The 13,226-nt window shown below is 38.9% G+C and carries 11 protein-coding genes; 5 read left to right on the top strand and 6 right to left on the bottom strand.

All coding sequences use genetic code 11. The annotated features are described in order from the left end of the window. Positions 1 to 9: 9 nt before the first annotated feature. A complete protein-coding gene (arcB, locus tag I6F48_RS08645) occupies positions 10 to 2,328 on the bottom strand; it encodes an aerobic respiration two-component sensor histidine kinase ArcB (RefSeq protein ID WP_101217457.1) in 2,319 nt (772 codons plus the stop codon). A gap of 232 nt (positions 2,329 to 2,560) precedes the next feature. Here arcB and folE2 point away from each other — a divergent pair, with 232 nt between their 5' ends. The 4 genes from folE2 (at position 2,561) to I6F48_RS08665 (ending at position 5,969) form a co-directional block, all read left to right on the top strand. Beyond that, positions 2,561 to 3,481: a GTP cyclohydrolase FolE2 gene (gene folE2, locus I6F48_RS08650; RefSeq protein ID WP_197119246.1), complete on the top strand. Its 921-nt coding sequence runs from the start codon at positions 2,561 to 2,563 to the stop codon at positions 3,479 to 3,481. Positions 3,482 to 3,597: 116 nt separating this feature from the next. Next, positions 3,598 to 4,194 (top strand): DUF2726 domain-containing protein, encoded by a 597-nt coding sequence (locus I6F48_RS08655; protein ID WP_007582968.1) that lies wholly within the window; start codon positions 3,598 to 3,600, stop codon positions 4,192 to 4,194. A gap of 122 nt (positions 4,195 to 4,316) precedes the next feature. Further along, complete coding sequence (gene mtnN / locus I6F48_RS08660) at positions 4,317 to 5,024, top strand: 5'-methylthioadenosine/S-adenosylhomocysteine nucleosidase (protein ID WP_197119247.1); 708 nt, start codon at positions 4,317 to 4,319, stop codon at positions 5,022 to 5,024. Next, a complete protein-coding gene (locus I6F48_RS08665; protein WP_165727247.1) occupies positions 5,025 to 5,969 on the top strand; it encodes a cobalamin biosynthesis protein CobD/CbiB in 945 nt (314 codons plus the stop codon). Positions 5,970 to 6,065: 96 nt separating this feature from the next. Here I6F48_RS08665 and tyrS read toward each other — a convergent pair whose 3' ends face one another. Further along, a complete protein-coding gene (tyrS, locus tag I6F48_RS08670; RefSeq protein ID WP_007585427.1) occupies positions 6,066 to 7,265 on the bottom strand; it encodes a tyrosine--tRNA ligase in 1,200 nt (399 codons plus the stop codon). Between the two features lie 322 nt (positions 7,266 to 7,587). On the opposite strand from tyrS, the gene I6F48_RS08675 reads away from it, so the two are divergent. Continuing rightward, positions 7,588 to 8,901 (top strand): peptidoglycan DD-metalloendopeptidase family protein, encoded by a 1,314-nt coding sequence (locus tag I6F48_RS08675; RefSeq protein ID WP_007585425.1) that lies wholly within the window; start codon positions 7,588 to 7,590, stop codon positions 8,899 to 8,901. A 90-nt stretch (positions 8,902 to 8,991) separates the two neighbouring features. Here the strand turns inward: I6F48_RS08675 and I6F48_RS08680 are convergent, their stop codons facing one another. From I6F48_RS08680 to oadA, 4 genes are all read right to left on the bottom strand, one after another. Next, positions 8,992 to 9,168, bottom strand: a complete 177-nt coding sequence (locus I6F48_RS08680) for a hypothetical protein (RefSeq protein WP_007583822.1) — start codon at positions 9,166 to 9,168, stop codon at positions 8,992 to 8,994. A 13-nt stretch (positions 9,169 to 9,181) separates the two neighbouring features. Further along, on the bottom strand, positions 9,182 to 10,153 hold the full coding sequence (locus I6F48_RS08685) for an aldo/keto reductase (protein WP_165727246.1): 972 nt from the start codon (positions 10,151 to 10,153) through the stop codon (positions 9,182 to 9,184). 142 nt (positions 10,154 to 10,295) lie between these two features. After that, positions 10,296 to 11,426, bottom strand: a complete 1,131-nt coding sequence (locus I6F48_RS08690; protein WP_197119248.1) for a sodium ion-translocating decarboxylase subunit beta — start codon at positions 11,424 to 11,426, stop codon at positions 10,296 to 10,298. Positions 11,427 to 11,439: 13 nt separating this feature from the next. Then, entirely contained in the window at positions 11,440 to 13,221 is a 1,782-nt protein-coding gene (gene oadA, locus I6F48_RS08695; RefSeq protein WP_165722092.1) for a sodium-extruding oxaloacetate decarboxylase subunit alpha, read from the bottom strand. Positions 13,222 to 13,226 lie beyond the last annotated feature (5 nt).

Consider the following 13,226-nt stretch of genomic DNA (forward strand, 5'->3'; position numbering starts at 1 on the left):
TAATTAGTTTTACTCTAATTGCTGTAAAAATAAATGAAGGGCTTTTTGTCCTTCATTTATTTTATCTGCTAAAACATCTAACCACTGCTTTAACACTTCATCAGATTCATCAATCGCACCATGCTCCATTATTTTGGCATGAAGCTGCACATCATTTAAACCTACCGAGCCAGCCGCACCTTTAAGTTTATGCGCTACTGATTCATACTCTTCTCTATCGCCGGCATTTAATGAAGTAAGTAATTCTTGCTGATATTGTGGACTTAGCTTTTCGAATAACTGACTACTGCGTCTAAATACAACTAAGCCCATCGAATTTACAAAGTCTTCTATTGTTTCAATATCTAATAAGTGTGCATCAATGCCCTCTAGCGCTTCTTCACTTACTTTTAGCTGTGGCTCTGTGCATTCACTTTGCTTAATGCCAAATAAGTCAGCCAGCATTTTATCAAGCTTAACTGTGTTAATTGGTTTAGCCAACGCACCTTGTATTGATATACCTTCAAGCTCTTTTTCAGCACTGCGTACATTGGCAGTTAAAGCAACAATAGGTAATTTATCGAAGTGGCTATCTGAGCGTATTTGTTTAGCAACCACGTCACCGTTTATATCTGGCAATTGCATATCAAGTAGTACTAAATCTAAGTCATCTTCGGTTTCGACAAACGAGAGTGCATCTTCACCGGTTTCAGCCCATAACACTTCATGGCCGCGTTGCTCTAATAGGTTTGTAGCAATTTCGGCGTTAAGAGGCACATCTTCTACTAGTAGAATATACAAACCACGGCCAACATAACTTTGCTCTGTTGGTGCAACACATAAACTAAGCGGTATTTGCACTGTAAAACAACTTCCTTCGCCTTCAGTACTATTTACCGTAATTATCCCTTTCATTGCACTTACAAGTGCCTTGGTTACAGCTAAACCAATACCTGAACCTATTGCGTTAGTGCCTTTTAAATCCGGCGCTTTGTAATACATATCAAATATATGGGCAAGCTGCTCTGGTGGAATACCTTGACCGGTATCTAGTACCTTAATAACTAACCATGGGCCTTCTACGCGATTTTCTCTGCTGCATTCGAGTGTTACTTTGCCTTGCTGAGTAAACTTAACGGCGTTGTTAATTAAGTTCCAAACAACTTGGCGTAATCGAGTCGGATCGAGCTGCGCGTAAACATCAAGTATGCCATTGCGCTTAATATCAAACTCAAGCTCTTTTTGCTCTGCTATTAAGCCTGCAAAATTAACTACATCGTTTATAAAGTCTGACACATTAATAGAATTAGTTGCTATATCGAGCTGATCTCTATCTATTTTATCTAAATCTATAATATCGTTAAAAATATTACCGAGTGTTTCAGCACTCGAAAAAATAGTATTGCCCCAACTACGCTGCTGCTTATTAAGCTCTGTATCTAATAACATACGCGTTAAACCAACAATGCCATTTAAAGGAGTACGTAGTTCATGGCTCAGCGTAGCAATAAACTTACCTTTGTCTTTATAGGCAGTTTCGAGTGCTTGTGCAGCTTCTTTACGGCTAGTGATATCACGTCCAAAACCCAGTAAACCAATGTAGTCACCGTCATCATTTATAAAAGGTAATTTACGCAGCTCAAACCAACGTGTTTCACCATTTACTTCATAGCCTACATCTATAGTTAGTGCTTTATGGCTTTGCTCTACTTCTTTATCGGTTGCCAAAACTTCAGCTAAAAAATGACTTGGGAATATCTGCTCAACCGTTTTTCCTATTAGCTCACTACTTGATTTTCCCATTACCTCTTCAAACATTTTATTACAGCCGGCAAATACACCGTTGTTATCGCGGTAATAAAATAAATCGGGAGATGAATCAACGATTGAGCGTTGCAACATACTTTGTTGGGCAAGTTCTTGTTGTGTTTTTTTACGCTCAGCAATTTCTCGGCGCAGCTCTTCAATAGCGCGATGCTTGGCATGAAACGCCATTTTACGCTCATCAATTTCAATATTTAAACGACTAATGTTGTCTTTTAGGGTTTGGTTTAAGAGCTTTTCCTGCTTGGTTGCGCTATCTAAATAAGCATACGAGGCATCTAATTGACGAATTGAATTAAGTAATACACTTATAATTAAAGGAGAAACTACAGCCGTAAAAAATACCACAGCCAAAATATCAACAAGGTGTAATTCGCCTATCGCAACATAATAAAACATGCTCGATAAAATAAGAGATACAGTTAAAAATAAAGTGTAACAAATAGCTGCGGTTTTAAATTCACCAAATCGCGTTATTGAGCTGGAAAGTACCCGAGCCCAAGGGCTCAAAGAATAATCGGTCATACGTAATTTTATCTCTTAGCTCTGTGCTTAAATATAAAGAAGGCAATGCGCATGTATAAACATACCATTTTCCCAGATTTTAGCATTTTTCTCCTACCACTACCCATGTTGTGCGATAAAAACAGAATTTTTCATGTTTGATTTTGCTCATCTCTTAAACTCATCATTTCAGCAATAAATTATTTAGTGTAAAATGCCCCGCTTTATTATCTCCAAAATACGAGTAGCGCACATGCAAACCAATATGCCAGATATAGCAGACACTGCACCCGCTTTACAAACAGGTAAATTAGACTGGGTTGGCATGGGCGAAATCGAACTGCCATTTATTTTTGAGTCACGAGACTTATCTCCAGTTACAGTAAATGCCAAAGCTCGTGCATTTGTAAATTTGCATAAAGAAGATGCCAAAGGCATTCATATGTCACGTCTATTTTTAGCACTTGACCTGCTTTCGACTGAGCAGCAAGTCAATCCGCAAACAATAGCGCAAGCACTCGATACCTTTATAACTAGCCACGAAGGGCTGAGCGATAAAGCACAAATTGAATTTAAATTTGAACTACCGCTACGCCGTAAGTCACTATTAAGTGGTAAAGCAGGCTGGAAAAGCTACCCAGTTGTACTTACCAGTACAATTGAAAATAACATTATTAGCTACGAGCTAACCGTAGATGTTACCTATTCTTCAACATGCCCTTGCTCTGCAGCACTTGCACGCCAGCTTATACAAAACGCGTTTAACGAAAAGTTTAACCAAGAAACCTTAAGCCAAAAAGATGTGCACGAATGGCTAGGCACTACACAAGGCATAGTCGCTACACCTCACTCGCAGCGCTCTATTGCCAACGTAAAAGTAAAGCTTGATAGCAATATTCAAGAATTTGACGTAGTGACTCTAATAAATACCCTCGAAGCTGAACTTAAAACGCCTGTACAAGCGGCAGTAAAACGCGAAGACGAGCAAGAATTTGCCCGTTTAAATGGTCAAAATCTTATGTTTTGTGAAGATGCAGCGCGTAAAATTAAAGCTTTATTAGAAACAGATAATTACAGCGATTACTGGCTGCAAATAAACCATTATGAATCACTCCATGCACACGATGCTGTAGCTATTGCGGTTAAAGGTATTAAAGGTGGATACAAAGCTTAATAGCTACATAGTTTTAGCTTTTATAAACAGTTGGTAATTATTTTATAACTCATACTTTTTAGGCACGTAAATTGCTTTATTTGAGCAGTGTCAATTTGTTGTTATGGAGTTACCGTATGGAATTCGCTTTATTATTAATTCTAGTATTAGTTGTCGGGGCTTCTGTTGTTGCGTCAAAATTTAATGACGATGGCGGAAACCCGTATCCTTTTACCCGCAAGCAAACTGTTTTTACGCAGGTTGAGGGCGCTTTTTTAAATCTTCTCGAGCGTGCTGTAGGCGATCAATATAAAATTGTTAGTCGCGTTAAGCTAATTGACGTTATTGACTGTAAGCAAGGTCTTTCTATTAAATCTAAACGTGCTGCTTTAGCTAAAGCTAAAAATAAGCAACTCGACTTTGTATTAATCGATAAAGAAAAACTAACTATTGTTGCGGCCGTTGACCTAGTTAACAATGCCAATAAAGATGGCCACAAAGCTCAACGCGACTGGTTTGTAAACGGTGCACTAGAGTCTGCGGGCATTCCACATATTCGTATGAAAGTTAAATCGGGCTACCGTCCATCAGAAGTGCGCGATGCAATTATGTTTAAACTTGGTAAGCCTGCAGCAACACAAACGCAGCGTCCTGTTCGTAATCGCTCACACAAGCCAGCGGTACTTTCACCTTCTCAAGCCAAAGCACAAACAACTGCTTTAGCTGAAATTTAAAAACCAAATTAAATACTCTCCTAAAAAGTATTTAAAGCGAGCTCATAAACAAGCTCGCTTTTTTGTTTTTTATTGCTAACTTCACGTATAATCAAGTGATTCAAACTCAGGAATTAAACATTATGAATGTTGGTATTATTGGCGCAATGGAGCCAGAAGTTAAAATTTTACGTGAAGCGATGCAAAACCCACAAATTTTAACTAAAGCAGGTTTCACTTTTTATACTGGTGAATTGGCTGGTAACACAGTAACACTTGTTCAATCTGGTATTGGTAAAGTAGCATCAACAATTGCAACTACCTTACTAATTGACAACTTCAAACCTGATTGCGTAATTAACACAGGCTCTGCCGGTGGATTCGATCCTTCTCTAAGTGTTGGCGACGTAGTAATTTCGTCAGAAGTACGTCATCACGATGTAGATGTTACTGCTTTTGGCTACGAAATTGGCCAAGTACCACAAATGCCAGCAGGCTTTACAGCTCACCCTAGATTAGTTGAAGCAGCACAACAAACAATCGAACAAATCAGTGATGTTAAAACACTTGTTGGCTTAATTTGTACTGGTGACACATTTATGTGTGACCCTGTGCGTATCGATAAAGCACGCAGTGATTTTCCTACAATGCTTGCCGTTGAAATGGAAGGCGCTTCAATTGCACAAACGTGTTTTACGCTTAACACACCATTTGTTGTAATTCGCTCAATGTCTGATATTGCAGGTAAAGAGTCACCACAATCGTTTGAAGAATACCTAGAAACAGCATCAATCAACTCATCTAAAATGGTTGTCGCACTTTTAGAAAAGCTAACTGCAGTGTCTCTGTAAATGCTTAGCAATATTGTTCAAAATCACTTGGACTTTATTGCCTTCATACTAGCGCTCCTTGCTGAGCGCTTTATTCCCCTTATTAGCTGGTATCATCCTAATACAGCGCTAAATGCTGTTTTTAGTGCTATTGGCAAGCGCATATACAAAAGCAAAGAACCTAAAAGCTATCAATATTTGGCAGCTATACTCGCAAGCACGCTCATTTTAAGTGTCATTCTCATTATTGTAGTGCTACTACTCGAGTTTGCTTTTTACCCTGAATTACTCGCAGGTCTTATTTTATACTTATGCTTAGAAAGTAAGAGTATTGATAAAAAAGCACTTCGCATTGCAAAGCTAACTAAACAAAATCAAAAATCGACAGCACGCGAATTACTAAAACCACTGCTTGCCCGTGAAGTTAATAGGCTTTCATCTCCTGGTATTATTAAAGCATTAATTGAAAGCTTAATACTGCGCACTGCTCGATACTATTTCGTAGTTATATTTATATTTTTAGCCTTTGGCCCAATTACTGCCCTCGCCTATCGATTGCTTACTTTAATACAACAAGCCTGGCGTAGTGATATATCCCCAAATAGCTACTTTTTAAAACCGCTTAAAACTCTCTTGTTTATTATTGAGTATATTCCAATGCGCTTACTCGCTTTAACTATTGCAGCAAGTAGAGCGAGCAAACAAAGCATGCACTACATAAAGCATTATGGTAGACATTTTTATCAAACAAATACAGGTTGGCTACTAAGCACATGCTCTGCATCACTTGGTGTGCAGCTGGGCGGGCCTGCAGTTTATTTAGGTACTCGCTTTAATAAAATGCGTATAGGTACTGATAGACTACCTACACCCGAGGATGTACCTGTAATAATTAATAGATTAAATCAGGCGCGTGTATTTTGGTTGTTAGTAATTGTAAGTATTGAAATATTAAAAGTGATTTAGTGACTATTTAGTGACTACCTCGTAACTATTTACAGACCCCAAAATACGAGCACAAAAAAACCAGCCTAGGCTGGTTTTTTAGTTTTCAAACGGTATTTAAGCTACAGTGATGTTTGCAAACTTACGTTTACCTACTTGGTAAATAGCTGTTGTGCCTTTTGCTATTTCAAGTTTGGTGTCAGTGATTTTATCTTCACCGTTAAGTTTAACTGCACCTTGCTTAATCATACGCATTGCTTCTGATGTACTTACTACTAAATTTGCTTCTTTAAGCAAGTTAGCAATTAAAATAGTGTCTTCTGCGATAGTGATTGTTAGCTCAGGGATTTCATCTGGTAACGCTTTTTTCTGAAAACGCTGAATAAAATCATCATGTGCACCTTGTGCATCAGCTTCACTATGGAAACGAGCAATTAGCTCTTTAGCTAGTTCAATTTTAATATCGCGCGGGTTAGTACCTTGCTCAACACGTTCTTTTTGAGCTGCAATTTCTTCAATAGAAAGCGCGCTTAATAAATCGTAATAACGCCACATTAGCACATCACTAATTGACATTATTTTACCAAACATATCGTTTGGCGCATCAGTAATACCAATGTAGTTACCAAGCGACTTAGACATTTTTTGAACGCCGTCAGTACCTTCAAGTAATGGCATCATTAATACTGTTTGCGGCTTTTGCCCTTCAACTTTTTGTAGCTCACGACCCATTAGCAAGTTAAAGCGCTGATCAGTACCGCCCAGTTCAACATCTGACTCTAGTGCAACCGAATCCCAACCTTGTACCAGTGGATATAAAAACTCGTGAATTGCAATTGGTTGACCGCTGCCGTAACGCTTTTTAAAGTCATCACGTTCAAGCATGCGCGCTACTGTTTGGTTAGCAGCAAGTTTTATCATACCTGCAGCGCCTAACTTTTCCATCCAAGTAGAGTTAAATGCAACAGTGGTTTTAGCAGGATCTAGAATTTTGAATACTTGTTCTTTATATGTTTCGGCATTGGCTAGTACGTCTTCGCGAGTAAGTGGTTTACGCGTTACGTTTTTACCTGTTGGGTCACCAATCATGCCAGTAAAGTCACCAATTAAGAAAATAACCTCATGACCTAAATCCTGAAAGGTTTTCATTTTATTAATTAGTACAGTGTGCCCTAAATGTAAATCAGGGGCTGTAGGATCAAAGCCAGCTTTTATTTTTAGCTTTTTGCCCGACTTTAGTTTTTCAACTAGTTCGTCTTCAATTAATATTTCTTCTGCACCGCGTTTTATCTCTGCTAGAGCGGTTTGTAAATCCACTTTGTGTTACTCCAAAATTCTGCCTACGAAGGGGCGGACTAGTTACTTGTAATCACGGTTTAATATAGGTTTAAACCGAATATATATATGTAGCTAACATAACAAATTTCTACCTAATTAAAATAACTTTTTAAGTTATTAATGCAACTAAACAAAATGAATTGAGTCTTAGTTAGATAGGACGTTAAAAAAGGCTTCCTAACCCTGATTTTAGCGTAGTTTAAGGTTAGTTTAAATCTACAAAGCACTAGTATTCGTACATTATTAAGTATATCCTGCAATATTATGTATTTATTATCTTGACAGCAGAAAAAGGCACGTTATGGTTCACGTGGTTAACACTCTCCCAAAAAAACACAAATTGCTTATTTTAGGTTTAGTTTCTGCTATTGCCGGCTTGGCATTTCTTCCTTCTGAAAAAGCGACTGCTTCTAAAGACAATAATGCAGATGCATTAGAGATAGGCAAGCGCTATGAGTTACAAGTTAAAGTTGATGACAACGAAAAATTAACTGAGTTAAATTCAGAGCAAGCAGCAGAAAAATTACCAGAATACGACTTTGTCGATCATAAAGTTAAAAATGGCGACAATTTAGCAATTATCTTCAAACGTGCTGGTTTTTCAGCTCAAACGCTCCATAAACTAATTAACACTAACGCAGAAACGCGCAAGCTAACTAAAATTCACCCTGGTGAAATACTTAGCTTTGCGACAGCTGAAGATGGCTCTTTGGCTCAACTGCGCTATGTGATTTCAAAAACCGATACTTTATTTGTTACCTTAAATGAAGAAGGTAACTACGATACAGCTATTGATAGTAAAGAAATTGAAACGCTAACCAAAACCGCTGGCGGCGAAATATCTAACAACTTTTGGACTTCAGCAATAGCGGCAGGTTTAAGCGAACGTCAAATAATGAACTTTGCTGACATATTTGGTTGGGATGTTGATTTTGCAAACGACATTCGTAAAGGCGATGTGTTTGGCTTAATTTACGAGTCTCATTATGTTGATGGCGAGTTTATTGGTACCGGTAAAATTATTGCCGCTGAATTTGTAAACCAAGGTCAGCGCTTTGCAGCGATTCGCCATACCGACGGCAATTTTTATACGCCTGAAGGGCGTAGCATGAAAAAAGCATTTTTACGTGCACCTGTAAGCTTTAAGTATATTAGTTCGAGCTTTAATCCTCGTCGCTTACACCCAGTTACTGGGCAAGTTAGAGCGCACCGTGGTATCGACTTTGCGGCACGCACTGGCACACCGGTGGTTGCATCAGGGAACGGTAAGGTAGTTAAAGCGGGTTACAGCAAGTACAACGGTAACTACGTCTTTATTAGCCATGGCACACAATATGTAACTAAGTACTTACACCTAAATAAGAAACTAGTTAAAACGGGCCAAAAAGTTAAACAGGGCCAACAAATTGGTACTGTAGGTTCTACGGGTCGTGTTACTGGCGCACATTTACACTATGAATTTTTAGTAAATGGCGTTCACCGTAATCCTAAAACAGTAAAACTTCCTAAGTCAGAGCCATTACCTCGCTCAGAACTTGCTAAGTTTAAACCTATTGCAGATAATTTTATTGCCCAACTTGAGCGCAATCGCGAGCTACAGTTAGCACTTAAATAAAGTTTATTAATAAACATTAAAAAAGCCTTTGCAGGTTAAACCTGCAAAGGCTTTTTTGTGTACGCTAAAAACCATTAGTACATTAATACATTAATACATTAATACATAAATGAGCTGAATAACTAAAGACACCATCACTAATGGCCAAATATATTTGCTGTATTTGGTTGCACCGTTGAGCCCTATTTTACTTTGATATTTTTCAAGCAATGGAATAAGTATCGCTAGCGCGACAAACAAACCAATTAAAATAACGAATATATTCATATCAATGCCCTTCTTATGGTAGCTCATGGCCTTTAGCGCTTACATAAAGTGCATACCAATGCTCACGAGTTAGCTGTACGTTTACAGCATCACAAGAGGCTTTAATACGCTTGGCATTAGTTGTTCCAATAATCGGCTGAATAGATGCGGGATGGCGCAGTAACCATGCAATGACTATAGCCTCAGCAGACGTATCATAAAGTGCAGCCAGCTTATTAACTAAAAGACTGGTGTTTATATCAGCCTGCGATGCGTTTGATAAATCACTGCCGCTGTATAATCCTTGGCATAAACTGCCCCAGCTTTGAATTTGAATTTCAAAATGGCGACAGTACTCAATACTACCGGGCGTAAAATTAAGATCCTTACCGTCACTGTTACCGGCATATACACCTTCATCAACAAACTGATGTTTTTGTAAACTAGCCTCAATTTGATTAGCCACAATCGGCATATCAAGTGCATGCTGTAAAAAATTCATTTGATGTTGCTGCATATTCGATACTGCAAAATTGCGCACTTTACCGCTTTCTTTTAAGCAACTAAATATGCGAGCAATTTCGTTAGCTTCCATGAGTGGATCAGGACGATGTAGCATAAGTACGTCTAAATAGTCTGTATTTAATCGCTTCAAGGATGCTTCAACTGATTGCTCAATCCACTTTGATGAAAAATCATAGCGCTTTGGCCCTAAGTCATCTTCAAAACGAATCCCACACTTAGATTGAATATACATGTGCTCTCTAAGCTCTGGTCGCTCGCTTAATGCTTTACCAAAAACCTGCTCCGCTTTACCAAAAGTATAAATATCAGCATGGTCAAAAAAGTTAATGCCACCTTCAATAGCGTTATCTATGCATTCATGAGTTTGCTTAACATGTGCATCAGTGATTGCGTCTTTATTCCAACCGCCTCCCAGACCCATGCATCCGAATACAAGTTTACTAACATGAGGTAAGTGCTTTGCTAAAGGTGTGTGAAGCATGATAACTATCCTTAAAATTTTGAAGAGCTGTTACTGTAAACAAAAAGCGCTGAACAAGAAACCATTTAGCGGTGAACAAATTAAGAACAAAAAAAAGCGCAGTAAACTGCGCTAAATCATTTATTAACTACCACGTTAATTATTAGCCAACAAGTGCTAATAAAATACCCGCAGCAACTGCACTACCAAGTACACCCGCTACGTTGGGTCCCATAGCATGCATAAGTAAAAAGTTATGTGGGTTGCTTTCAAGGCCAACTTTATTAACTACTCGTGCCGCCATTGGCACAGCCGATACACCTGCTGCCCCAATTAATGGGTTTATAGGTGTTTTAGATATGCGGTTAAGTCCTTTTGCCATAAATACGCCAGATGCAGTACCAATTGCAAAAGCCAGTGCGCCAAGCACTAAAATACCAATCGTCTCAACAGTTAAAAACTTATCTGCAGCAAGCTTTGAACCTACAGCTAAACCTAAAAATATAGTTGTAACATTGATGATTTCGTTTTGAGCACTGTTACTTAATCTATCAACAACACCCGACTCTCGCATTAAGTTACCTAAACAAAACATACCTACAAGCGGTATAGCAGCCGGTAAAAACATAGCCGTTAAGCTAAGCACCATAAGAGGGAAAATAATCTTTTCCTTTTTAGATATTTTGCGAAGCTCTGGCATCTTAATTTTACGTTCTTCTGGGGTTGTTAACGCACGCATAATTGGCGGTTGAATAATTGGTACAAGAGCCATGTATGAATATGCGGCTACCGCTATTGCACCAAGTAAATCAGGTGCCAGTTTTGATGCTAAAAATATTGCTGTTGGCCCATCGGCACCACCAATAATGGCAATAGCTGATGCATCCTGTAGGGTAAACTCAAAACCTGGTACATAATTTAATAATATTGCGCCAAACAAAGTAGCAAAAATACCAAACTGTGCAGCCGCACCTAATAACAACATACGTGGGTTTGCAATAAGCGCGCTAAAGTCGGTCAGCGCCCCTACTCCCATAAATATTAATAACGGAAAAATCCCCGTATCAATACCCACGTAATAAACGTAATACAAAAGCCCACCTGGGTCTGACAAACCTGCCACTGGTACATTTGTTAAAATTGCACCAAAACCAATAGGTAGTAATAATAGTGGTTCAAAGCCTTTAGCTATCGCTAAAAACAGTAATAAACACCCTACCGCAATCATAATTAATGATGGGATTGTAAAGTTAGCAATGCCTGTCGCATTCCAGAGGTTTAAAATACCTTCCATCCTCTATTTACTCCTAAGCTAATGCAATCATAGCGTCGCCGGTAGTTACAGCATCGCCTTCACCAACCAACACTTCGGCAATAGTTCCGGTATGCATTGCGCGTATTTCAGTTTCCATTTTCATGGCTTCCATAATAATCACTACATCACCTTCATTAACAACTTGCCCAGCTTTTACTTTAATTTTAAAAATATTACCTGCTAACGGTGCATTAAGTGTTTCACCTGATGCAACTGAAGCAGACTGAGGAATGTGCTCAGAGTCTTTTAATGTTACTTCTTTTAGCTCACCACCTTGCGCCACTACTACGTCGTAAACTTTACCATCTACTTTTACGCTGTATTGCTCAGCTTTAACGCTGTTATTATTTGATCCTGATTTTGGTGCTGCCTTATTGCTCTTATCTTCAACGGTAGGAATAGGCTCAAATGCATCAGGGTTATTACGATTTTTAATAAATTTCAAACCAACCTGCGGAAATAATGCATAAGTTAGTACGTCATCAATTTGCTCATCAGCAAGTGTTAAACCTTGCTCTTGTGCTTCTTTTAATAATTCAGCTTCAAGCGTTGCAAGCTCTGGTGCAATGTTATCTGCAGGGCGACAAGTAATAACCTCTGCTCCATCAAGCACACGCTCTTGTAGCTCTTTATTCATTGGTGCTGGTGTTAAGCCATATTCACCTTTTAATACGCCAGCAGTTTCTTTAGTAATTGTTTTATAACGCTCACCGGTTAGCACGTTAAGTACTGCTTGAGTGCCTACAATTTGCGACGTGGGTGTTACTAAAGGTAAAAAACCAAGATCTTCACGTACCCGTGGGATCTCAAGCAAAACTTCATTAAGCTTATCTGCCGCGCCTTGCTCTTTAAGTTGGTTTTCCATGTTTGTAAGCATGCCACCAGGTACTTGAGCGAGTAAAATACGACCATCAACCCCTTTTAAGCTACCTTCAAATGCCGCATATTTTTTACGTACATCTCTAAAGTAAGCAGCAATTTCTTCTAGATGATTTAAATCAAGGTCAGTATCGCGCTCAGTTCCTTCAACTATCGATACAATAGTTTCAGTTGCTGTGTGTCCGTAAGTCATACTCATAGATGAAATAGCGGTATCAAGCATATCAATGCCTGCATCAATCGCTTTTTGATAAGTCGCAGTACTTAAACCAGTTGTAGCGTGGCACTGCATAGCAATAGGAACCGACACGGTTTCCTTAAGTGCTTTAATTAGTTTTTCAGCATCGTACGGCTTTAATAAACCCGCCATATCTTTAATACAAATTGAGTGACAGCCTAAATCTTCTAATTGCTTAGCAAGAGTCAGCCACATATCAAGCGTATGAACAGGACTTACCGTGTACGAAATAGTACCTTGAGCATGTGCGCCTACTTTTATAGCCGCTTTAATCGCTGTTTCTAGGTTACGTACATCGTTCATTGCATCGAAAATACGAAATACGTCAACGCCATTTTTATGTGCGCGTTCTACAAACTTTTCAACTACATCATCAGCGTAATGGCGGTAGCCTAATAGGTTTTGACCGCGTAATAGCATTTGCTGTTTAGTATTAGGCATCGCTTTTTTAAGCGCGCGAATACGCTCCCAAGGATCTTCGCCTAAATAACGAATACACGAATCAAATGTAGCACCGCCCCACGATTCAATAGACCAATAACCTGCATCATCTAGCTTGCTAGCAATAGGTAGCATATCGTCTAGGCGCATACGTGTTGCGAGCAATGATTGGTGCGCATCGCGTAATACCAATTCTGTTAATTTTAATTTAGCCATGTGTG

The sequence above is a fragment of the Pseudoalteromonas sp. SWYJ118 genome (genome assembly GCF_015864505.1).
Taxonomy (GTDB): Bacteria; Pseudomonadota; Gammaproteobacteria; order Enterobacterales; family Alteromonadaceae; genus Pseudoalteromonas; species Pseudoalteromonas arctica.